General features: G+C 46.0%; 20 protein-coding genes. 6 read left to right on the top strand and 14 right to left on the bottom strand.

What is annotated here, in order from left to right; genetic code table 11:
* Positions 1 to 6 precede the first annotated feature (6 nt).
* Positions 7 to 1,458, bottom strand: coding sequence for a MocR-like pyridoxine biosynthesis transcription factor PdxR (gene pdxR / locus QNH28_RS06200; RefSeq protein WP_283910620.1), 1,452 nt, complete (start codon positions 1,456 to 1,458; stop codon positions 7 to 9).
* A gap of 362 nt (positions 1,459 to 1,820) precedes the next feature.
* Between pdxR and catA the strand changes: the two genes are divergently transcribed.
* Positions 1,821 to 2,480, top strand: a complete 660-nt coding sequence (gene catA / locus QNH28_RS06195) for a type A chloramphenicol O-acetyltransferase (protein ID WP_283910619.1) — start codon at positions 1,821 to 1,823, stop codon at positions 2,478 to 2,480.
* A gap of 101 nt (positions 2,481 to 2,581) precedes the next feature.
* Here catA and QNH28_RS06190 read toward each other — a convergent pair whose 3' ends face one another.
* The 6 genes from QNH28_RS06190 to QNH28_RS06165 form a co-directional block, all read right to left on the bottom strand.
* Positions 2,582 to 3,265, bottom strand: a complete 684-nt coding sequence (locus QNH28_RS06190) for a histidine phosphatase family protein (protein ID WP_283910618.1) — start codon at positions 3,263 to 3,265, stop codon at positions 2,582 to 2,584.
* 8 nt (positions 3,266 to 3,273) lie between these two features.
* Positions 3,274 to 4,233 (bottom strand): adenosylcobinamide-phosphate synthase CbiB, encoded by a 960-nt coding sequence (cbiB, locus tag QNH28_RS06185; protein ID WP_283910617.1) that lies wholly within the window; start codon positions 4,231 to 4,233, stop codon positions 3,274 to 3,276.
* A 46-nt stretch (positions 4,234 to 4,279) separates the two neighbouring features.
* Positions 4,280 to 5,062 (bottom strand): adenosylcobinamide amidohydrolase, encoded by a 783-nt coding sequence (locus tag QNH28_RS06180; RefSeq protein ID WP_283910616.1) that lies wholly within the window; start codon positions 5,060 to 5,062, stop codon positions 4,280 to 4,282.
* 642 nt (positions 5,063 to 5,704) lie between these two features.
* Positions 5,705 to 6,793: a pyridoxal phosphate-dependent aminotransferase gene (locus tag QNH28_RS06175; RefSeq protein ID WP_283912064.1), complete on the bottom strand. Its 1,089-nt coding sequence runs from the start codon at positions 6,791 to 6,793 to the stop codon at positions 5,705 to 5,707.
* 338 nt (positions 6,794 to 7,131) lie between these two features.
* The gene (gene map / locus QNH28_RS06170) at positions 7,132 to 7,878 is read right to left on the bottom strand and encodes a type I methionyl aminopeptidase (protein WP_283910615.1); all 747 of its coding nucleotides are present in this window, start codon (positions 7,876 to 7,878) and stop codon (positions 7,132 to 7,134) included.
* A 7-nt stretch (positions 7,879 to 7,885) separates the two neighbouring features.
* The gene (locus QNH28_RS06165; protein ID WP_283910614.1) at positions 7,886 to 8,470 is read right to left on the bottom strand and encodes a TetR/AcrR family transcriptional regulator; all 585 of its coding nucleotides are present in this window, start codon (positions 8,468 to 8,470) and stop codon (positions 7,886 to 7,888) included.
* Between the two features lie 282 nt (positions 8,471 to 8,752).
* Here QNH28_RS06165 and lplA point away from each other — a divergent pair, with 282 nt between their 5' ends.
* Positions 8,753 to 9,754 carry a lipoate--protein ligase gene (lplA, locus tag QNH28_RS06160; protein WP_042185606.1) on the top strand — a complete coding sequence of 334 codons (1,002 nt, stop codon included), beginning with the start codon at positions 8,753 to 8,755 and terminating at the stop codon, positions 9,752 to 9,754.
* Between the two features lie 83 nt (positions 9,755 to 9,837).
* Here lplA and QNH28_RS06155 read toward each other — a convergent pair whose 3' ends face one another.
* Complete coding sequence (locus tag QNH28_RS06155; RefSeq protein ID WP_283910613.1) at positions 9,838 to 10,551, bottom strand: metal-dependent hydrolase; 714 nt, start codon at positions 10,549 to 10,551, stop codon at positions 9,838 to 9,840.
* A gap of 229 nt (positions 10,552 to 10,780) precedes the next feature.
* Here QNH28_RS06155 and QNH28_RS06150 point away from each other — a divergent pair, with 229 nt between their 5' ends.
* Positions 10,781 to 11,728 carry a DMT family transporter gene (locus QNH28_RS06150; protein ID WP_283910612.1) on the top strand — a complete coding sequence of 316 codons (948 nt, stop codon included), beginning with the start codon at positions 10,781 to 10,783 and terminating at the stop codon, positions 11,726 to 11,728.
* A 12-nt stretch (positions 11,729 to 11,740) separates the two neighbouring features.
* Positions 11,741 to 12,544, top strand: a complete 804-nt coding sequence (locus tag QNH28_RS06145; RefSeq protein WP_283910611.1) for a Cof-type HAD-IIB family hydrolase — start codon at positions 11,741 to 11,743, stop codon at positions 12,542 to 12,544.
* 171 nt (positions 12,545 to 12,715) lie between these two features.
* Here the strand turns inward: QNH28_RS06145 and QNH28_RS06140 are convergent, their stop codons facing one another.
* The gene (locus QNH28_RS06140) at positions 12,716 to 14,476 is read right to left on the bottom strand and encodes an ABC transporter ATP-binding protein (RefSeq protein WP_283910610.1); all 1,761 of its coding nucleotides are present in this window, start codon (positions 14,474 to 14,476) and stop codon (positions 12,716 to 12,718) included.
* Positions 14,477 to 14,798: 322 nt separating this feature from the next.
* Here QNH28_RS06140 and QNH28_RS06135 point away from each other — a divergent pair, with 322 nt between their 5' ends.
* Complete coding sequence (locus QNH28_RS06135) at positions 14,799 to 16,016, top strand: sugar efflux transporter (RefSeq protein ID WP_283910609.1); 1,218 nt, start codon at positions 14,799 to 14,801, stop codon at positions 16,014 to 16,016.
* Positions 16,017 to 16,045: 29 nt separating this feature from the next.
* On the opposite strand, the gene QNH28_RS06130 is transcribed toward QNH28_RS06135, so the two are convergent.
* The 5 genes from QNH28_RS06130 to cysT all read right to left on the bottom strand — a co-directional run bounded on the left by QNH28_RS06130 (position 16,046) and on the right by cysT (position 21,110).
* Positions 16,046 to 16,837 carry an MBL fold metallo-hydrolase gene (locus tag QNH28_RS06130; protein WP_283910608.1) on the bottom strand — a complete coding sequence of 264 codons (792 nt, stop codon included), beginning with the start codon at positions 16,835 to 16,837 and terminating at the stop codon, positions 16,046 to 16,048.
* Positions 16,838 to 17,046: 209 nt separating this feature from the next.
* Positions 17,047 to 18,114: a sulfate ABC transporter substrate-binding protein gene (locus QNH28_RS06125; RefSeq protein ID WP_283910607.1), complete on the bottom strand. Its 1,068-nt coding sequence runs from the start codon at positions 18,112 to 18,114 to the stop codon at positions 17,047 to 17,049.
* Between the two features lie 320 nt (positions 18,115 to 18,434).
* The gene (locus QNH28_RS06120; protein WP_042124940.1) at positions 18,435 to 19,499 is read right to left on the bottom strand and encodes a sulfate/molybdate ABC transporter ATP-binding protein; all 1,065 of its coding nucleotides are present in this window, start codon (positions 19,497 to 19,499) and stop codon (positions 18,435 to 18,437) included.
* 1 nt (position 19,500) lies between these two features.
* Positions 19,501 to 20,298 (bottom strand): sulfate ABC transporter permease subunit, encoded by a 798-nt coding sequence (locus QNH28_RS06115; RefSeq protein WP_283910606.1) that lies wholly within the window; start codon positions 20,296 to 20,298, stop codon positions 19,501 to 19,503.
* Positions 20,295 to 21,110, bottom strand: coding sequence for a sulfate ABC transporter permease subunit CysT (gene cysT / locus QNH28_RS06110; protein ID WP_042185592.1), 816 nt, complete (start codon positions 21,108 to 21,110; stop codon positions 20,295 to 20,297). The genes QNH28_RS06115 and cysT overlap by 4 nt, the downstream gene beginning before the upstream one ends.
* 206 nt (positions 21,111 to 21,316) lie before the next feature.
* On the opposite strand from cysT, the gene QNH28_RS06105 reads away from it, so the two are divergent.
* On the top strand, positions 21,317 to 21,718 hold the full coding sequence (locus QNH28_RS06105) for a secondary thiamine-phosphate synthase enzyme YjbQ (RefSeq protein WP_283910605.1): 402 nt from the start codon (positions 21,317 to 21,319) through the stop codon (positions 21,716 to 21,718).
* Positions 21,719 to 21,801 lie beyond the last annotated feature (83 nt).

The following is a 21,801-nucleotide window of genomic DNA, read 5'->3' as shown; positions in this document are numbered from 1 at the left end:
ACCTCTTTATCCCATTAGTTGTCGTGCTGTTCTGCCAATAATCTCGATCCCCTTGCGTATATCCTCATCCGTCACTCTGGAGAAACCGATCCGTATCGTATTTTGACCTTTACCGTCTGTGAAGAATATATCTCCTACTGTAAAAATAACCCCTTGTTCATGACAGGCTGCCAGCAGCGTCCTTGTATTAAAGCCCTCCGCGAAGGTTACAAAAAGATGCAATCCGCCATCCCCTGATAACGCCATATAAGGAATAAACTCCTTACAGCATTGCAGGGTTAATTCATATTTTCGTTTATATTCCGCTCTGGCTTTTTTCAAATACTTCTCTAAATGGCCACCTAATAAGTACTGATACAAAATGGATTGATCCAGCGTCGAGGTATGAATGGTACGTGCGCGCTTGACGCTTTCGAGAGAATAGATCAGCTCCTGATCTGCCAGCACCCAGCCTACGCGTAGTCCCGGAAATAATACCTTTGAGAAGCTACCTAGATAGATCACGCTGTTGCCGCTCCCTGCTGCTGCGATAAGTGGAGCCACATGTGAGCCCGAATAGCGTAACTCCTCGTTAAAACCATCCTCGATCACTGGTATTTGGTACCGGTTCATCAGCTTCATTAGCCTCTGTCTTTTCTCGGGAGACATTACAATGCCGGTCGGATTATGATAAGAGGGGACAAAGTAGGCACAGTCAAAAGCTTGCTCCTGCAATGCCTTCTCCAGCTCAACCAGATCAATCCCATCACGCTCCATAGGAATCCCGGTGATCTCAAAGCCATTCAGCTTCAGATTTTTGATCGCCGTATGATGCGTTGGATTCTCACAGATGACCGAACCATTCTTTTTGCTAAGTGCAGACAATACAATATCGAATCCCTCTGTAAAGCCATTGGTGATCAATATATCCTTGCCTTTCATTTCAACGCCTTTGTGCTCCATGTACTGCTTCAAATAGTCTATTAAAGGCTTATACCCTTTGGCATATCCATAATTTAGTAAGACGTTGCCTTCCACCGACATACGATCCATAAAGGAGCGTTTCACATTATCTAGATCAAAAAGACTCTCATCAGGCGCGATGCTCGTGAAGGAGATCGTCCCCTTCTCCGCTCGTATGCCGCGCTTCATGATATCCAGATCCTCCGCCAGCCGCGCATGATCATTGATACGCGTCTTCCAGTCCATCGTCCAGGATACAATCGTTTCACTGCCGGGAGGTGTAGGTGCCACATAACTTCCCTGACCCTGCACGGCATACGCAAATCCATCATCCTCAAGCTCTGCATAAGCAGAGATTACTGAGTTACGGCTAACCTTAAGCAGTGTGCTGAGCTCTCTTGTGGAGGGCAGCTTTTGATTCCCTTGCAGACCGCCTTTTATGATTAAGTGCTTCATATAGTCTTTAATTTGTATATACACCGGCCGTCCGGCTATGAGCTTAAAATCCTTAAACATCTCTTTGGTCGCCTCCATAGCTATCATGGCATAATCAGACGCTTAAAAAAAGAACCACAGCCAAGGGATTTTTCTCCGGCTGTGGTTCTACGAGCGATGTTCTTCAATTAATTGCTTATAATCGATCCGTCTTTGACGCAGCCAAGAGCTGAAATCGACGATAACATGCTTTTCACTCAGCAAAATAAAGCCTCTCCCTTTTACGTTTAAACATCGAAAATATCGTTTAAGATATATATAATGTAAGGGTAACTCATCGTTACAAAATAATTTCTCGAGAGATTGGGATGAGGATATGGTGAAATCAGTCCAGCAAACCTCCTAAAATTAAAAATGAAATAATTTTTAGGAGGTCATTATAAATGATTTTTAACCCGATTGTCATTGATAACTGGAGTAGAAAACCCTATTTCGAACACTATTTAAACAATGTCAAATGCACCTATAGCATGACCATAAATATTGACATTACCCTTCTACTGTCAGAGCTTAGGAATATGAGAATTAAACTGTACCCAGCAATAATCCACATGATAACTACGGTTGTAAACCGCCACAGTGAATATCGCACATGTTTTGATTCCGAAGGCAGATTAGGTTATTGGGATAGCTTGTCGCCTAGTTTTACAATTTTCCATGATGATGATAAAACTTTTTCAAGCATTTGGACTTTATACGGTGAAGAATTTAATGTTTTCTACAGCCGTTATCTGGATGATATGAAAATGTACGGAAATGTTAAACAATTATTCGCTAAAGCAAACGAACCACCTAACACCCTCCCTATTTCTAGCATTCCGTGGGTCAGCTTCACATCCTTTAACCTGAACGTGTATAACGAGGGAAACTATTTACTACCCATATTTACTATGGGGAAATATTTTCAACATGACGAAAAAATACTGTTGCCATTATCAGGACAATTCCATCATGCCGTTTGCGACGGCTACCACGCCAGCTTGCTGTATAATGAACTGCAATCACGTGCAGACACGTGTAAGGAATGGTTGCCCGCCAAGTAATTAGCTACAATACTCCGCTGAACGAGAACGATAGTTAAACATAAGGGTTCTATACATTAGGCATGCCTAATATATAGAACCCTTTTTTTCATTTGATTTACTCATCGATCTATCGAAATATCTGCCGACCATTGCCCGTTCTGCCAAAATAATTTGAGTACCATTGCTGTTCCCGGAGTAGGTGCAACTGCGCTGTAGAATGTGACCTCTGGAACTACTTGTGCAAGGATATTCCGGATTACACCACCATGCGTCACTACCAATACCCTGTTTGTTATTATCTCATCCTTGTTCTCCCTAGTTGCAGCCTGCACAAATGTATCCTCAGCCGCTCGTCCCAAATCTAATAGGAAGCTACATAGACGTCCATTGAACTGTGTCCACGTTTCTCCATCTGGTGGTGTAACCGTGGAAGGATTATCAATCCAGCTTCTATAGAGTGAGTTATCCTTCAACTCTTCATACGTACAGCCTTCAAAGGACCCAAAATTCATTTCACGCAGACGCTGATCGTAAACAGTTACCTTCTCTAGCGAAGGTGAAATGTAAGCTAAGGTCTCTCGACATCTAAGCAAATCGCTGCAAAACACTCGCCAGAAACCATTTGATAATTCAGACCGCCGTTCAGTCAGCCAATCAAGCTGCTGCTTAAGCTGAGATAGCTGCTCTACTGCATCAGTAAGCAATGGGAGATCCGTATGTCCTGAGTAACGATGCTCAGCATTCCACTGAGTTTGCCCGTGGCGAATAAGTACTAATTCTAGCTCTATACAAGGAAACGCCATGTCTAGCATCAGCCTCCAATCCATATCCACGCTAGGGCTGCGCAGATAGCAACGAATATTGAAGAGCAGAGCATCATCATCCGTGAGGTCTGAATAATATCGTCCGGCACCATCGGTCGTAACGGATCTCCCATATAGGCTCGGAAAGAAGCGACACCGTGATATACATTCTCTCCTCCGAGACGGATACCAAGTGCGCCTGCAACAGCGGATTCCGGATAACCGCTGTTAGGGCTTGGATGGAGGCGCGCGTCCCGCTTCACCATTTGCAGACAGCTGCGCCAATCCAGACGAAGCAGCCATGCACACAGTGCCAAGAGCAATGCCGTAATCCGTGCTGGAATGAAGTTGGCGACATCATCGAGCCGAGCGGATGCCCAGCCGAGATCTTGGTATTTATCATTCTTATATCCCACCATGGAATCGAGTGTGTTTACTGCTCGATAAGCCATAGCAAGCGGCGCGCCACCGATTAGCGCATAGAACAATGGAGAAATAATCGCATCGACGATATTCTCTGCTACAGTCTCTACCGTGCCACGCACAATTTCCGGGGAATCTAGCGAAGTCGTATCACGCCCCACGATCATTCCCAGTGCCTTGCGAGCAGCAGGAATATCGCCTTTACGGAGTTCCACGTACACCGCCATCCCTGCATCCTTCAGTCCCTTAGAGGCAATCGTCGTCGAAATCAACCAAGCCTCGGCTAACCAGACGAGCCAAGGTGAGATAAACGACAGCAGCCATAATAGGATGGCTGTCAGTGCCCAAGCACCGCCCGCCACACACAGCGGAAGCAATACTCCCGCTCTCCGCAGGCTTTGCGGGCTGGACCATATAAGGCGAATCACCCGCTCCAGAGCCGTGATTGCTTTGCCCATACCGATTACGGGATGGGGCAAGCTACGCGGATCCCCTACGATCCGGTCAATCACATAAGCCGCAAGCAGTACCAAAGTGATTGTCACAGGCGATCACCTCTGAACAATCTCCAGCATTTCCAGCTATCCATTTTCATTCGCTGTCCTTCCTTGTCTGCACCGACAGCAAGCTGCCCGTCACTGCGCTGTATACAAGACGTCCGATTGCGCCACCAAGGTCGGTAGCGGTTCCGGCATAGACATGCTCTGCGCTGTATCGCCCGCTTTGGCTCACAGCGAGCACGATGGCATCCGTTGTTGTTCCGGTTGCGATCAGCCCATTCTCGGGATCAGTAATCCCGAGATCGGCCAGAGCAGCAGCTTTGGCTTCGACAGCTGTCTGCACAACATTGACCATGGCCGCCGGTGTCAGGCAGCCATCAATACCTAACATTATGTTAATCGTACCCGGTCGATAAACAGCCAGCACATTGCGTTCCACACCCGCGCGCGCAGCATTTCCTGCGGCGGCAGTAACGCAGACAAAAATACCCGCTGAGCCTGTGTCTTCCTCAGCTACCGCTGCATGCTCTAGCGGTACTGCCGTCATCAGACCGGCACAGCCAGATAATGAATAACCCCACTCGCGGAGCTTATTCTCCATATCCTGAACAGGATCACTACATTCATAATTACGGTCAACATATAAATTAACAGCCCGCTCTAGCCGATTCATTCCTCCACCATAGAACGCACTCGATAAACCATCTGCTTCAGCAGGCAGCTCTAGTAGCAGATGGTTTCCCTTCCACTGTAAAGTAAGCCCTGGCCAGATAGCCGAATGGTACTCTTTAACACCTCCTGCTAGGTTAAATGGAATCTTCACTTGCACCATATCTCGATCCTGCTCCTTCCACAGCTCATTACTTTTATCCATTCATCCAACCAGCTGGCTGTCGCTCTTTCTTTCCCAAGCCGCCTCACTTAAAAACTGCCTAATTCTATATTTAAGCAAATGACTATCTGCTCTAAAATCTACTCCAACACATGCCCCTAATTTCAGCTCTGAACACATACTCAATATCCGCTCCACAGATACTCGATTTCTACTCCAACACATACTCCAATATCTTCCGTAAAATCCGTCCCTCACCTATCTATTGCACTTTATACAACAGATTCAGCTAGATACACTCGCAAAAGCCATTCTGCTGTATTTCTTGCAATAGAATGTCAGGAAAAAACCTAATTCGCATCATTTTCCAAATTTCTAATGTACAAAGTGCTATAGAATCAAATTCCTACGCCTGACAATCGCATTCTGTTGTACGAAATACAACGAATGCACTTTGGAGGGTGTCCATCAGAAGCTACCTCACCATACTTTGTCACAACCTTAAGCATGCGAGCTGAAGCCCGCCGTCCGGTATCAAATCCCAACTTCTGCGCTGCTTGAGTCACTTAGTCAATAGAATCCCTGCCTTCTCTACGCCGCGAGAGTCACTTACAGTAGACTCCCATCCCCCTGCGCTACACCAGTCACTTAAACAGCAAACCCGCAGCCCCTAAGCTATATAGGTCAATTATCCATCAGAATTTCCTTCATCCGCTTCAGCAGCCGGACATTATCCTCATGTCCCTTAACGGCTACTCGGATATGCTCGCCTCCTAGACCGGGGTACATCGCGCAGCTGCGCACCAGTATACCCACGCGCCCAAGACGATTCTGCAGCTCAGCTGCACTCCACGGCGAAGGCAGACCACAGAGCAGAAAGTTGGCTTCGCCTGGCGGCACATCACAGCCTATCTGCATAAGGCCTTGCCGCAGCAGCTCCCGTTCCGTGGCGATCAGCTCGCGTGTACGACGTCCATACTCGTGCCCACACTCAAGGCAGGCCTCGCCCGCCAGCAGCGCCAAACCATTCACACTCCAGGTAACCTGCTTTCCGGTCATCGCCTTTGCCAGCTCCGGATGCGAAATGGCAAACCCGAGACGCAGTCCGGGAATCGCATAAAATTTCGTCATCGACCGCACCAAAATCGTATGCGGAAACTGATCCAGATCTGGCAAAAGCGTATTCCGTTCTACTTCAGGAATAAAATCAATAAAAGCTTCATCCACAGCCAAATACGTCCCGTAGCTTTCAGCCTTCTGCGCTAACCAGCGCAGCTCATCCACAGCATACTGAACACCATTTGGATTGTTCGGTTGTCCGATGAACAGCAGCTCAACCTTCTCCATCAGCCCGGCAATCTCTTTCACTCCAGCTCGAAAGTGCTGTTCCCTTGTCCCCTGTACAGATAATACTTCTGCGCCAAATTGCACAGATAGCTGCCGGTACTCAGAGAAACAAGGTTCTACAATGCCAACCTTTTGCGGAGCTATCGCAAGCAGCAATAATGCCATAGATTCTGCGGCTCCGTTGCCTACTGTCAACCAACTACTATGTATACCAAGGTCCTCTGCTAGCAGACTTTTGAAGCGTCGATGTCCAGGGTCAGGGTAGGCAACCACCGTAGACAATGCTGTTCTAAGTAGCTCTAGAACGGCTGGCGGAGGCCCGATAGGATTGATGTTTGCACTGAAATCAAGAAATGTGCCTCCAGCCTCCTCATAAAGTTCTGCAGCCGTTAGCAAATCACCGCCATGGCCGTATTTTTCAAGCATATGTACACTCCCTCTATCCATTTTCACTTGTTCGATATGTATCTCATTGCCACCATTATTGCGTCTTTACAGGAATTACGTCAATGCTCACTAAAGGAATCACCTGAATACCCGTTTGCCTCAAATCGACATTAAAATCTACGAGATGTTAAAAGATAATAAAGTTCTAGACTGGCAGCCTCATCAGATCTATGGACACGCTGCCCCCGAACCTGCTTCGGCTTGAAGGTGGGAACGGGATCTCGTTTACATGATCACCTGTAACGAATAAAGAAGGATGCTATGCCGTATACAAAAAAAAGAAGTCGACCATTTCGTTGGTCGACCTCTAATTTTTTCTATTGCGCGGTCAAAATTTGTGGACCTTCAGCCGTGATGGCGATCGTATGCTCGTATTGGGCGGCGAACTTGTTGTCCATCGTCCGTGCGGTCCAGCCGTCCGGATCGATTGTCATGAAGTAGCTACCTTCAGTGATCATGGGCTCAATCGTGAACACCATACCTTCCTTGATACGGGGGCCTTTTCCAGGCTTGCCGACATGCATATAAGTCGGCTCCTCGTGCAGGTCACGGCCGATGCCATGAGCGAGAAGGTCGCGCACGACGCCGAAACCGTGTGCTTCCGCATGCCGCTGAATCGCGCTCGTCACGTCACCGAGTCGATTGCCGGGCTGAGCTTGCTCGATGCCCAGGTCAAGACATTCCTTCGTGACACGCATCAACTTCTCGGCCGTTGGCGAGATCTGCCCGACCGCATAACTCCAGGCCGAATCTCCGAGCCAGCCATCGAGCTCAGCGACCGTGTCGATCGTCACGATATCGCCTTCCTCAAGTGGCTTATTGCTAGGGAAGCCATGTGCGATCACATCGTTGGCGGAGGCACAGGTCGCATATTGATAGCCCCTATAACCTTTCTGGTATGGCTTTGCGCCGTGCTTCAACATAATGTCCTCGAATATGCGCTCAATCTCGTTGGTGGTAATGCCCGGTTTGATAAGCGGGGCGATTGTACGATGACATTCAGCCACCACTTGGCATGCCTTGCGGATAGCCTCAATTTCATGCTTGCTTTTTAATATGACCATGTTCGTATCAGGACTCCTTCGTAATAGCTTGCAAAGCGAGTCGGGCGATTCGATCGACGTCCAGGTCGGAATTGCCCGCATAGTAGTGCAGCCCACAGCAACCAACCAGCACGGCAAGCATATGGTCTACGCTGTCGTCTTCGCACTGGGCGATCGATTGAAGTGGAACGTATAGCCGTTCCATAAACCGTCTCTTGGCGTGGTATCGATCCTTTTCAGGCAAGCCTGCATAATGTTCTGCCGCCATTTTGTAGACAAGATATGTGCGGGCGTCCGACTGCCACAGCCGGAGCAGCGCTTTACAATACTTCAACAACTGCCAGTCATCCGGGGGGCTGCCGCTGATGTTCGCCCATTCTGCGATCACTTGCTCACATCGCTCGAAGCCGCTTTCTAACACATCTTCTATTAATAAATGCCGGTTGGGGTAATAATGGTATACTGTGCCGTAACCAAGCCCTGCCTCGCGGGCGACGTCGCGAATATCAAAGCTGCCGCCCGTGCGAAAGTAGGAGCGCGCGGCAACGTCCAGGATCTGTTCTATACGCTGTAAGCGTATGAGCTCATTTTGTTCTTTGGTACGGGGGCACATAGAATGTTAACCTCCTTATTTAGACCTGCAAATTTGTCAATATAAAAATAGTAACGCATGAGGTAGAGAAATGCAAAGGATTTGTTGGTGTTCGATAAAATGAAGTACTGAACAATAAGACTGAGTGCTGGAAATTCTTCAATTTAAAAATCGCGTTAAATCAACGAATCCAATCTAAGACTTTATTTTCACCGAAACACGAAGCGATCTCTTTTGTTAAAAAACTGCTTTTGGTTTAAAATGAGAACTGTAATCAATTTTGCTGCAACGGAGGAATTCACTATGATTTTTATTGATAACACAGGGATTACTGACGCTTCCATCAATTTGGCGATTGAGGAATATGCGCTGAAACACTTGCCGATGGACGAGAGTTACCTGCTTTTTTATATTAACAGCCCATCTATCATCATCGGTAAACACCAAAATACGATTGAAGAAATCAATCAGGAATATGTTAAAGAGAATGATATTAAGGTTGTACGTCGTCTGTCCGGCGGTGGAGCGGTCTATCACGATCTCGGAAATTTGAACTTCAGCTTCATTACTAAGGACGACGGCCAATCCTTCCATAACTTCTTGAAATTCACCCAGCCGGTGATCGACTACTTGCAAAGCATGGGTGTTAACGCTGAGCTTAGCGGACGGAATGATCTTCAAGTCGGTGAACAAAAAATTTCTGGCAACGCTCAATTCTCCACACGTGGACGCATGTTCAGCCATGGCACACTGATGTTTGATCTCAATTTGGACAATGTACAAGCCTCACTGAAAGTAAATCCAGAAAAATTTAAATCCAAAAGCACAAAATCCGTACGTAGTCGCGTAGCGAACATCAAGGAACTGCTAGGTACAGACATGACCATTGAAGAGTTCCGCTCCGGCCTGTTGCGTTCGATCTTTGGCATGGAGCCATCCGAGGTCCCTCAGTACAAGCTTCAAGAAGCAGACTGGGACAAAATCCACGAAATCTCCAAAGAGCACTACCAGAACTGGGACTGGAACTACGGCCTGTCACCAAAAAGCAATGTCAAACACACACGCAAATTCCCTGCTGGAATTATTGATATTCGCATGGATATTGAGGATTCCCTCATTAAGGACATCAAAATCTATGGTGACTTCTTTGGGGTTGGTGATGTAGTAGATGTCGAAAATGCACTTCGTGGCAAACGTTATAATGAGGCAGAGGTTAGAGAAGCATTAGCTGATCTGGATTTGAAGCATTATTTCGGACGTATTGAACCGGAGGACTTTATCGGACTGGTGTTCTTAGAGGAATAATTTTTTATAATAAAAGGGCCTGCTTATTCTATGCGCAATTTGCGTAAAGAATAGACAAGCCCCTTTTTCATATTCATTTTAATTTAAGGAGAAAGTATAAAAACATAGACAACGAACGCTAGAGTCAGCATAATGCAGATGTTCTCTACGGCTCCACCTTTTTTCGTACCTGTGCTCATTAGCTTTAGACGCAGCTTAAAGGGTATTGGCGGCAGGGGTGTAATTCCCCGTTGGGTAAGAGAGTCAGCTAGTAGGTGAAGCGCATACGACATGCCCCCAGCTATCCATAGACTGCCACCGTCATTTATACCCGCTGAGGCAAAATACAATAAGGCGCTCCAGCCCGCAACTCCATACAAGGTATGTGTCAGTCCACGATGCGGAACAATCGATGAGACCACAAGCACGCAAGCTGCAATGTAATTCCATGGATCATAGGCTTCCCCGAAGGCAAAGAGCGCTATGGCGATCAAGATCATGACCAAATGGCGTAGCTTTCGACTAGGCAGGAAAGATACACTTCCGACTAGCAATGCCAGCACAATGTTCCAAGGACGTTCCACGATTCCGGCAAAATAGAGATAAATCGCCGCACCTATCAAAGCAATTTGCAGCACTCTTAATAGAAATTCTGGAATCGCCTTACGCACGAGCAGTGAATTCGGTTCATCAATGTCAGGCAGCAAGGAACTTAATGCTGCGACCGCAATAACCGGAATCGTAATCTCATGCGACATCAAACTCATTACAGATAGGGTAACCCCAGTGCTAATTATTAAATGGGATCTGCCCATCATGGTGAAACCGCTCCTTTCTAAGATGCGAAAAACAAGAACAAATGTGCGGTTATCGAAGTATACCAAGAGGCTGTTTTTTTGTCTAGCCTAATCCCTAAAATCCCTTTAAATATAAGCCTTTGAGCGATTTCTATCTTGTCCTCCCCATGAATATACGATACAATTTGGACAACTTGACCTTGTCGTGCTTTTAAGGACGGCATATGTTGAAGAGAGGATGACCTAAGAAGTGAAGCGTTCCCGTATGGCCGATTTCAGTCTGCTACTCGTGGCGATGATGTGGGGATGCACCTTTCTGATTGTTCAAAACGCTGTCAAAGTGCTACCACCGCTCGCGTTTAATAGCATCCGCTTTACGGGTGCTGCCCTGTTGCTGGCTCTAATCACTTTTATTTTTTACCGCAAGGAGTGGAAACAGCTAAGTTTCCGCATGGTACGTGATTCTCTACTGCTAGGCCTTTTTTTGTTTATGGGCTATGGTTTCCAGACTATGGGACTTCTATATACAACCACCTCCAATACCGGGTTTATTACCGGTTTATCGGTCGTATTGGTTCCCTTTCTTTCTCTGGCGCTACTTGGGCATGCCATTTCACGTTTCACTTGGTTCAGCGCAGCGCTTGCCGCAGCAGGTCTTTACCTGCTAACTTTCACAGGCTCTGCTTTGTCCCTAAATAAAGGTGATGCTTTGATCCTGCTCTGTGCCATAGCTTTTGCGCTACAAGTCGCATATACTGGCGTTTATGCACCTCATTATCCGGCATTGCCGCTGGCAACCTTGCAGCTCGCCTTCGTTGGACTGTTCAGCATTGTCGCTTCGCTTATCGTTGAAGGAGCTGCACCACTGGCACACACCGCAGAGCTTATCAAGGATCCAGACGTTCTCTGGGCACTTTTAATCTCTATTGGCCCTACCAGTGCTTTTGCCTTCTGGATTCAAACCGCCTGCCAAAAGTACACTACGCCATCCCGGGTAGCTATTATTTATGCCACAGAACCTGTATTCGCTGTTCTGACAGGCTTAGCCTTTGGTGGGGAAATGCTCGGTATGTCCGCTCTGCTCGGTTGTGGTTGTATTCTGGGGGCTATGCTTATAGCAGAGCTGAGTCCGGAACCGGGTCAGAATCAACATAAGAAGAGTTATTTTTCCAAATTACATCTATTTAGAAAGAGATAAGGAGAGAGACAAATGTACAAATTGATCGCGATTGATATTGATGACACTCTAATTAACGATGACAAGGAAGTAACACCCGCTACACAGACTGCGCTTGAAGAGGCTGTAGCCGCTGGCGTTGTTGTAACCCTCGCTACAGGCCGAGCTTATGCTTCCGCTCAAGCCATTGCCCGTCAAACTGGACTTAACGTGCCAATCATCACTTACCAAGGTGCACTCATTAAGAACTTGCTCGATGAAAAAGTACTATATGAGCGTTACGTACCACAAGATGCGGTACACAAGCTTTTTACTTACTGTGTGGAGCATGATCTGCATTTGCAAACTTACATTGACGACAAGCTGTACGCCCGTGAAGACAACCAGAAGATTAAAGACTATACGGACCTGAACAAAACGCCATATTACATTGAACCAGACTGGGAGAAGCTTGTCCCACAAAAAACACCAAAAATGCTGATTATCGATGATCCTACTTTCTTAGATGAGCTGGCTCCAATTCTGCGTGAATTGCTCGGCGATTCCGTGCATATTACCAAATCCAAACCACAATTCCTAGAAATCATGCATCATGAGGGAACTAAGGGAATTGCGCTTGAATTTCTAGCCAATCATTTTGGGTGTGATCTTTCCGAAACCATGGCAATGGGAGACTCTTGGAACGACCATGAGATGCTGGAAGCTGCCGGTCTTGGTGTTGCGATGGAGAACGCTATTCCTGCGCTGAAAGAAATTGCTGATTTCATAACCCTAAGCAACAACGAAGATGGCGTAAAATACGCGATTGATAAATTCATTCTCAATAAAGTGAACTAAATCGGCTGAACTTAATAGTTTTATATACGTTAAACTTAAGATTTTTCTATTAAGGTAAGTGCGTGACTGCGGGGAATGTTTGGACTTCCCCTCCGTCACTTTTCCCTTTTTAGAATGTTTTAAAGTTCAACTTATATAGAGTTAAAGTTCAATCTATATAGAGTTACTTCCTTATTTCAGCAAGCTCGGGACTCCTGTAGATGCAAGCTCCATTAGCGCTTCCTCACTCCCCACGGCTTCTTCCTCTTCCAGTTGAGAATAGTACAAGCCATGATATCTTCCTTCTGCTGCAAGCAGCTCCTCGTGGGTGCCGCTCTCCACAATTTCACCATTCTCCATCACTAGAATGACATCAGCATTCTGAATCGTAGACAGACGATGCGCGATAACGAGTGTGGTTTTGTCTCCCATTAATTTACGAATCGCTTGCTGCACCAGCTTCTCCGATTCATTATCAAGCGCAGCAGTAGCTTCATCCAGCAGCAGGATTGGAGAGTTCCTAAGAATCGCTCTTGCAATCGATAGTCGCTGGCGTTGTCCACCGGACAGACGCGAGCCTTCCTCACCAATATCTGTATCGAGGCCCTCCGGCAACTCCATTACAAAATCATAAGCGTTCGCTTGTCGCAAAGCTTCCAGAATTTCTAGTTCATCTGCATCTGGATTTCCATTCCGGATATTATCACGGATACTTCCCGTATAAAGCCCTGACTCTTGCGGCACATAAGAAAAATGACTTCTAAGCTTAGCTAAGCTCATTTCACTTGTCTTCTCATTATTTATAAACACTTCACCCTCATCAGGTTTATATAACCCAAGCAATACCTTGAAAAGTGTAGATTTCCCTCCACCGCTCGGCCCCACAACCGCCATTTGCGCCCCTTTGTGAAGCTCTAAGCTGATCTTGTTCAAGCTATGTTTCTCTGCTCCCGGATAAGAGAAGGATACCGAGGACATGACCATACGCTCAAATTCAGGCTGCTTCGTAGCTGCTTCGGGTAAAGCCTCCACTTCTACAGGGCTATCTAACACTTCAAAGATCCGTCCCGCCGCCCCAAGTGATTGCTGCATCGAATTGATCAGCCCTGGCAATGCCGAGAACGGCATCACTAAATAATTCATGAGCTGGATGAAAGCAATCATCGCACCGACCTCAAGTGATCCTTTTGCCACAAAATAACCAGCAACGACCAGCGCCAGAAGAAACGTGAAGTTTCCCAGAAAAGAGGAGAATGAGCCAGTAGCTCCCTCAATTCTTCCCCTTTTTAATTCTTCGGAAGTGATATTCTCACTATGTTCCTGATACTGCTTCATTAGTCTGCGTTCAATGCTAAAGGATTTAAACACCATACTACTGCCTAGAATGTCATGCAAAAAGGAAGTAATCTTGCTCATATTAGTCTGAATCTTCACACTGTTCTCACGCATCGCCGAACCGAAGATTTTTCCCGTAAGGAACATCAAAGGCCCCATTGCAAAACAGATCAATGCCAGTAGCCAGTTAATATAAAGCAAATAACCAAAAGCCGCGAGAGCAAGCAAAGGGTTACGGATTAGATCAATCATTACCTCGCCGGTAGCATTACCCACAGATTGATTATCATTAGTAAAGCGGGACAACAAATCACCCGAATGATTACGATCAAAATAAGACTGCGGAAGAGCTAAAGCATGTCGCATCATATCTAGCCGCAGTTCATTTCTGATCTTGGCTGAGATTTTATTTTTGAGATATCGATCGATGTAACCGTTGATTGCACTCACTAATAAGTAGATTAATCCGAATATTACCAGCCCTTTAAAAGCTTTCACATCAAGTCTAACCGCCGCATCCGTAATCACTGAGAGCAGCCAAGCAATCGTTAAATCCAGAACAATTCCAAATAAAGTCGTAAATAATAAAACCGTATATAAGAGCTTGTGCCTTAACATGTATGTACTTAATCTTGAGAAAACACCTTTCTGCTTCAAAAAAATCAACCCTCTCCCCTATTAGCTACTTTGTACTCCCCTACCTACCGTTGATAATTATTCTATATATGTAAATATAAGACGGCAATTCTTTCTGATTATAAAGGATAAACATGCTTCTGAATACCGAATGCAATAGAAGTCACAAAAGGAATATCAACAGGCTTAGATTTGCCCGAGTGATGCCCCGTAGTCTAATCGCATATATATTGTTGCTGCCTTTTTCATGTATACTAGAACCAGTTTGACTATCTTAACAAAAATAGAGGAGTAACTTCACAACATGATCAAAAGACTTACTGCACTATTTTCAATTCCCTCTTATGCTTTACTCTTTTTATGTATGCTACTTCAGGGAATGGGGATTTCACTCAGTTCACCCTTCTTATCCATTTATTTCACGGAACAGCTTGGCGTATCTGTCGGATTGTTTGGTGTTTTTCTAGCCACCACGTTAATTGCCGGAATATGGATCAGTACACTAATCGGGAGACGCTCTGACCTCGGCTTAAATCGAAAAAACATTTACCTTGTTGCCACACTCTGTAATGCGCTGGCTTATAGCGGGTACTTGCTCATTCAGGATTTCACGATCTTGTTCATCTACATGATTGTGTTCACCGCCCTCGGTGCACCAGGGATGCCTCAATTGTTCGCCATTGCTAGAGAAGCAGTGAATAAGAGCAATTTTACGGATACTGCGTTTGCTAATTCTACCTTGCGTTCTGCTTTCTCTCTCGGCTTTATTACAGGTCCTTTAATCGGCACCCTGCTAATCGCTGCTGTTGGGTTTAAGGGGATTTTCACGGGTACGATCGGAGTATTCCTGCTTGTTGCCTTACTCGTTTTCTTCTTTCTCAAATCAAATACAGATACAGAGCTGAGCAGCAACAAGGCTGAAGTAAAAGTGAAAACTTTCCGGCTCAGTCAGAATCACAATATTCTGCTGCCTTTTCTGATTTTGATACTCATGTATGTAGCTCACTGGACGAGTAGCATCAATACTGCTCTCTTTATTACAAACAATCTAGGCGGATCGACAAGCGATGTCGGTCTAGTCAGCAGTATATGTGCTGCGCTGGAAATTCCATTTATGATTATGCTTGGTCTACTCAGTGCGAAGTATAGTAACCGAGCCTTGATGATGTGTGGGGCTATTTTAGGAGGGGCATATTATCTCGTTGTCATTTTCTCAGGCGAGATGTGGCAAATGCTTGCAGCCCAGGTTCTACTGGCGGTTTTCGTTGCTGTTATTTCTGCGATTGGAATTAGCTACATCCAGGATCTGCTTCCAAACATGCCTGGGTATGCATCAACGCTTTACTCTAATTCATCCACGATCGGCAGACTGATTGGGAGTCTTGTTGGCGGGGGGCTAGCCAGTATTGTAGGTTACCGGTATTCATTTGTGCTCTGTTTTATACTCATCATTATTTCTTTAGTCATGCTTGCTGTAAGCGGACGTCACCCTTTAAATGAATCAGAACAATTAACTGTTTAATCTGCTTATTTCTACTTACCCATTCCCTTCTAAAGTGAAGAGAATGGGTTTTTGTATATTGGAATTCTCATACCTGTCTGGGCCAGTGTAACATTCTCCGGTAAAATATATGCTTTTCTCATATCCACATCATGCGACATATGGGTATATATTGCCTTTTGAGGCTTCACGATTTGCAGTAGCTCCGCTGCCTCCGTCATGTCGTACACAGAGCGAGTGGATAGCTCCGCCGCTTCGTAATAGAAGCTTGTACCAAGGACCAGCAAGTCGACTCCATGCATCAGGCGTGTCTCCTCAACCCCAAGAGATATGGAATCTGGACAATACACCCATGTGTAGTCCTCCTTCTCTAGTCGAAAAGCGTACGAATATCCATTCTTACCATGGTTTACTTTCCAGGTATCTATCTTCCAGCCGTCTAATTCTATACCTTCATCACAGGGAATCATCTCGATCTGATTGCGCAACCAAGGATATTGCCGCTCAATAATGGGAATGACTTCTGCTGGAGTATAAAGTTCACCCTTAATCCCCGTCCATCTACAAGCATCTGCCCATTCTGGCAGCCCCCCAATATGATCAAAATGAGCGTGTGTCACGAGCAGTCTGCGCATATTCCGTACTCCCTGCGCCTCCATCTGACGTCGCCAGTCTGGCCCACAATCAATCACTAGAAAGTCACTGCCATTATCTATGAGTACGGAGGAACGCAGCCTTATATTGCTCCCTAGCTCCCTCGCTTCTGTGCAGGTCTCGCAGCTGCAATATACCCGAGGTACACCCATGGCATCCCCAGTACCCAAAAACACCAACGTATCCATATCTTATCTCTCCTTCAGTTCCCATCAAGGAAGCCTTAAGTTATCATATGTCTATCTTAAAGATGCCCATCAAAATATCCCCACAAAGTGAAGCTTTGCTTCGATGCGTACCCAGGTACTTTGCGGGGGCCCCAAATATATACTTTCGTCAAAAAAGTCATCCCTTAAGCAGTAGCCCTGCTAGGATGACTCTATTTTTACACCTCTACCTATATTCCGGCAAGTACCTGATACCAAATTCCCCGCTTGGAATAAAGCGTGCTTCGCACCTCATCCCAGCCCCCTAAATAATTGATATCGAAGAGACCCGCTGGATCGGGGTAGCGGCTTTTGTTCTCCGCATAGACCTGTTTATCTACGGGACGAAAGCCATATTGTGCAAACACTTCTTGCGCCTGTGGGGTAATTAAAAAATCAACCAGCGCCTCTGCTGCTGCGCGTGTCCCATGCTCATCCGCATACTTCTCTACAACAGCCGCCGGGTTCTCAATCAGAATTGTATTTTTAGGAATAATGACTTCATATTTAACACCCTGAGCAATCCGGGCCAGCAGTTCATTTTCATAGGTAACAATGACATCACCCACTCCATACTCGAAGGCAGCCATAGATGCACGTCCGCTCTTATCCAGAGACTCCACGTTCGCATGTACACTTTCTAAAAAAGCTTTGGCAGCTGCTGGATCTTTAACGCCTTCTTGCTCCTCTGACAGCTTCAGACCCGCCCCATAGATTGCGTTGATATCCCACTGTGCACCACCGGATGTTTTGGGGTTTGGGTATAACACTTTAACTCCTGGCTTGGCTAAATCCGCAAAATCGTGAATTCCTTTGGGATTTCCCTCACGGGTACCAAGTGCGACTACGGAACGTGTCACCATGCCCTGCTCACCCTGCTCTTTCCACGTTGGCGCTACGAGTCCAGCCTTGACCAGCTTCTCGACATCGCCTTCCATGGCTAACAGTGTAACATCCGCTTCGAACCCACCCACGATTGCACGTGCCTGTGTTCCGGAAGCTTCATAAGACTGCTGAAAACTAATGTCCTGCCCAGTATCCGCTTTCCATTTCGCTGCAAATAACGGCAAAATGTCTCCCATTGCATCCTTAGCCACACTGTATGCGCCAATGACTAGCGTAACATCCCCTTGCTTCGAAGGATCTGCCATCGTCGTAATCGCCTTTTCATTCCCGCAACCGACTGCTGCCAGCGTGAGTATGGCCAGCATTAGGGCAGCAAAACATCCGTGCAGTTGTCTGCTCCTTTTGATTTTCATTGCGGCCCACACCCTTCGAGGTAATGATCTTAAAGTCTCTTTGAAAGTAGCTCCAAAGATTAAGCCAAGTTCTAATAACCAACGTTCGGTATTTGCCGTAATTACACGGAATGTTTGGACTTTCGGCCGCTGTTATGCTCTAATTTCTTGATTGGAACCGTATTACGGTTGAAATTAGAGCATAAAGGCGGTCGCTACCGCTCCTACAGTTCCAAACTTCCACTCCATTACTCTATACCAATACTTCAGTTCCTCTAATCCTAGCTCATCACATTCGCTACTCTTCAAAAAAAATTGAAAATCATTTTATTTATTTTATATTAAATAAATATCGGCATCGGATCTTCTTTCAGGTTGTTCTCCTGGATCCAGCTTCGCTCATCATTAAACAGGTAAGCGCGGTGCACAAGAACTGAGATATCCTGTCCCGGCTGCAAGGTTTCCTTCTCCAAGGAACGGTAAGTGACCAGCTTATGACCATTAACCTCAACCTCAACGAGCCATTCGCTTCCACGGAAATGCAGATGCTTTACGACACCTTTTTCCGTAGCTGAAGCCATCTTGAACTCATGCAGATTACCCACTTCAATATATTCAGGGCGAATCAGTGCTTTGGTAGGCTTACCGTCTCCAGCGCCTTTAAACCCTTTCACCTCAGAGGCATCCTCAATCAGTGTCGACTCTCCGATAAATGTAGCTACGAACGGTGTTTTAGGCTCCTTGTAAATGTCCCAAGGCGTACCCTTTTGTTCCAACTGTCCTTGGTTGATGATCATGATCTCATCTGCTACTTCTATCGCTTCGTCTTGGTCATGTGTTACGAAGATGGAAGTGATGCCTACACGCTCAATCAGCTCACGTAGCCAAGCGCGCAGCTCCTGACGGATCTTCGCATCAATAGCTGCGAATGGCTCATCTAAGAGTAATAGCTGTGGTTCAGGCGCGAGTGCACGAGCAAAGGCCACACGCTGACGTTGTCCACCAGATAGCTGATGCGGATAACGCTTCTCGAAGCCTTTTAACCCCGTAAGCTCTACCAGTTCCATAACACGGTCACGAATGGCGGTTTTGCTGGCCTTTTTAACTTTTAATCCAAAAGCAATATTATCAAAAACAGTCATGTGCTTAAATAATGCATAGTTCTGAAAGACAAAGCCGATCCCGCGCTCCTGAGGAGGAAGATTGTTAACCGTCTGACCATGAAAAATAATCTCGCCATTATCCGGTGTCTCCAGCCCTGCGAGCATACGAAGAATCGAAGTTTTACCGCCGCCACTCGGGCCGAGCAGTCCGATCAGATGACCTTTTGTAATGGTGAAATTGACGTCCTTGACCGCATGAAAATCTCCAAAATGCTTATTTAATCCCCGCACTTCAACATGCATATTACTGCACTTCCTTTCTTCTCTTGGTCCATTCCATCAACAACAGTAGACCTGCGGAAAATGCAGCCAGAACTAGCGCTATTCCTCCAGCAGCCGTTACATTAAAATTCTCAACATCCTGATAGACTAGCGTCGTCGCCGTCTGGGTTTTGTTCATAATGTTACCCGAGACCACGAGCACCGCACCGAACTCTCCTAGTGAACGAGCCACCGTAAGGATGACCCCATACACAACCGCCCAACGAATCGAAGGCCAAGTCACCTTCCAAAAAATAGTCCAGCCATGAGCGCCCAATGTAGAAGCTGCTTCCTCCTGCTGTGAACCAATCTCCTGAAGCACCGGCATCACCTCACGCACCATTAAAGGAAAGGTTACGAACAAGGTGGCAATGATCATTCCAGGAATCGCATAGACGATCTTCAGCCCAATCCCTTCAAAAATCGCACCCAAGGCGCTATCCGGACCCAGCAGCAGGACAATCATCAGCCCGCCAATGACAGGGGACACAGCATAAGGCAAATCAACAATACTGTTAAGCAAGCCCTTTAGACGTCTATTTATCCAGTTCGCCCGGACAAGATACAGCGCCATCATAATTCCGAACAACGTATTTAATAACGTAACTACTATTACAACAAGCCCAGTCATCATAAGCGCATGCAGCGCTTCAGGCCTAGTCAGAGCATTCCAGAAACCACCAAATCCTTCACTAAAAGCACCTATAGCCATTTTCCCTAGCGGTGCAGCGATTAGCAGAAAAAATACCAAGTAGGTGAGTCCGATCCATAGTTTTCTCATGAGCGTCTCCCCCGCATCTGCAGCATATTAATTAGCCAAAGAATGAGAAAGGATAAGGTCAAGAGAATAACAGAAACCGCTGCGGCGGAAACCGGATTATCACTTTCAACTTCACCAAAAATAAAAACAGAAGATACGAGTGTACGACCTGGAATATTGCCTGCTACGAGGACTACAGCGCCGAATTCAGCAAGTGCCCGCGAGAAGGCGAGCATTCCACCGCTGATCATCCCAGGAGCCATAGAGGGGAGAATAACATGCCAGAAGACTCTAGTTCCCTTGGCACCCATTGTATATGCCGCTTCCTCTTCGGAAGGATCAAGTTCCTCCAGCAAGGGCTGAACCGCTCGAATCACGAAGGGAAAGGTTACGAAGACCATAGCAATTACGATAGCTGGTTGATGAAAAACAATTTCAAAACCAAGCGCTTCTGCAGCCTTGCCGATAAGACTACCAGGTCCGAGCAAGAGCAAAATCATCAAACCACCAACTGCCGTCGGCAGTGCAAATGGTAAATCCACAAGACTGTTAAGCAATGCTTTACCAATGAATTGATAACGAATAAGAACCCAGGCAATCATTGTTCCTAAAAAGACATTAATTAAAGTGGCGATGATCGCCAGCTTTAAGGTTAACAGCACCGACTTCCAGGCAATCGGGTCGCTTATGCTTTCCACAAAATTGCCGAAACCCAATGAAAAAGAGTTGTAATAGACCCCAAGTATAGGCAGTACGATCAATACTACAAAATAGAGCAAAATTGTAGTTCGGAAACCCCAAGTCCAACCTTTGTGTCTAAGCAGCGAATTCAATGATTTTGCCCTCCCACCTCCGGATAACCGGTCGGTATACTAACCAACATCTCCATTAATTATTCCTATTTATATACTTGGTTTTATATTATTACTACTTTACCAAATCCTTCTCGTTGTCGTCAATTACTTTCAAGTGAATTTGGGGTAAAATATATATAACACAGGTTAGAAAAAAGTGGCACATCACAGGAAGGGGAATGATTATGCTGCATACACTGGAGATTACTACAACGAAACGGGATGAATTACGTGATATTACTCGTGAAGTCATTTCTTTTGTGAAAAAAAGCGGAGTGCATAGCGGGGTGATCGTAGTTTATTGTCCACATACCACCGCAGGAATTGCCATTAATGAGAATGCAGATCCTGATGTGAGACATGATGTTCTGATGCGTTTGGATGAAGTCTACCCTTGGGAGCATCCGAAGTATCGACATGCTGAAGGCAATACTGCCTCCCACCTTAAGTCTATTACATCCGGACCTTCCCAGAGCATAATCATCCATGATGGCGAACTATTACTTGGACGTTGGCAGGGTATTTATTTTTGTGAGTTCGATGGACCTAGACGTAGACAATGTTTCTTAAAAATTATTGAGGGATAAACAATTAATGGCCGCTTCCGTTATTGCTACGGAGCGGCCATTAAAATATAACTAGAATTAAATATTACTTTGACCAAGCAGAG

It is taken from the genome of Paenibacillus sp. G2S3 (genome assembly GCF_030123105.1).
GTDB lineage: Bacteria > Bacillota > Bacilli > Paenibacillales > Paenibacillaceae > Paenibacillus_AQ.
Note: the sequence above shows the minus strand (reverse complement) of the source record. Positions and strands in the feature narration are given on the sequence as shown.

What these genes read in the sequence shown, in the direction of transcription:
- pdxR (WP_283910620.1), bottom strand. Translation starts at nt 1,458, where the DNA reads ATGTTTAAGGATTTTAAGCTCATAGCCGGACGGCCGGTGTATATACAA.
- catA (WP_283910619.1), top strand. Translation starts at nt 1,821, where the DNA reads ATGATTTTTAACCCGATTGTCATTGATAACTGGAGTAGAAAACCCTAT.
- QNH28_RS06190 (WP_283910618.1), bottom strand. Translation starts at nt 3,265, where the DNA reads ATGGCGTTTCCTTGTATAGAGCTAGAATTAGTACTTATTCGCCACGGG.
- QNH28_RS06180 (WP_283910616.1), bottom strand. Translation starts at nt 5,062, where the DNA reads ATGGATAAAAGTAATGAGCTGTGGAAGGAGCAGGATCGAGATATGGTG.
- QNH28_RS06175 (WP_283912064.1), bottom strand. Translation starts at nt 6,793, where the DNA reads ATGCTTGAAAAATACGGCCATGGCGGTGATTTGCTAACGGCTGCAGAA.
- map (WP_283910615.1), bottom strand. Translation starts at nt 7,878, where the DNA reads ATGGTCATATTAAAAAGCAAGCATGAAATTGAGGCTATCCGCAAGGCA.
- QNH28_RS06165 (WP_283910614.1), bottom strand. Translation starts at nt 8,470, where the DNA reads ATGTGCCCCCGTACCAAAGAACAAAATGAGCTCATACGCTTACAGCGT.
- lplA (WP_042185606.1), top strand. Translation starts at nt 8,753, where the DNA reads ATGATTTTTATTGATAACACAGGGATTACTGACGCTTCCATCAATTTG.
- QNH28_RS06155 (WP_283910613.1), bottom strand. Translation starts at nt 10,551, where the DNA reads ATGATGGGCAGATCCCATTTAATAATTAGCACTGGGGTTACCCTATCT.
- QNH28_RS06145 (WP_283910611.1), top strand. Translation starts at nt 11,741, where the DNA reads ATGTACAAATTGATCGCGATTGATATTGATGACACTCTAATTAACGAT.
- QNH28_RS06140 (WP_283910610.1), bottom strand. Translation starts at nt 14,476, where the DNA reads ATGTTAAGGCACAAGCTCTTATATACGGTTTTATTATTTACGACTTTA.
- QNH28_RS06135 (WP_283910609.1), top strand. Translation starts at nt 14,799, where the DNA reads ATGATCAAAAGACTTACTGCACTATTTTCAATTCCCTCTTATGCTTTA.
- QNH28_RS06130 (WP_283910608.1), bottom strand. Translation starts at nt 16,837, where the DNA reads ATGGATACGTTGGTGTTTTTGGGTACTGGGGATGCCATGGGTGTACCT.
- QNH28_RS06125 (WP_283910607.1), bottom strand. Translation starts at nt 18,114, where the DNA reads ATGAAAATCAAAAGGAGCAGACAACTGCACGGATGTTTTGCTGCCCTA.
- QNH28_RS06120 (WP_042124940.1), bottom strand. Translation starts at nt 19,499, where the DNA reads ATGCATGTTGAAGTGCGGGGATTAAATAAGCATTTTGGAGATTTTCAT.
- QNH28_RS06115 (WP_283910606.1), bottom strand. Translation starts at nt 20,298, where the DNA reads ATGAGAAAACTATGGATCGGACTCACCTACTTGGTATTTTTTCTGCTA.
- QNH28_RS06105 (WP_283910605.1), top strand. Translation starts at nt 21,317, where the DNA reads ATGCTGCATACACTGGAGATTACTACAACGAAACGGGATGAATTACGT.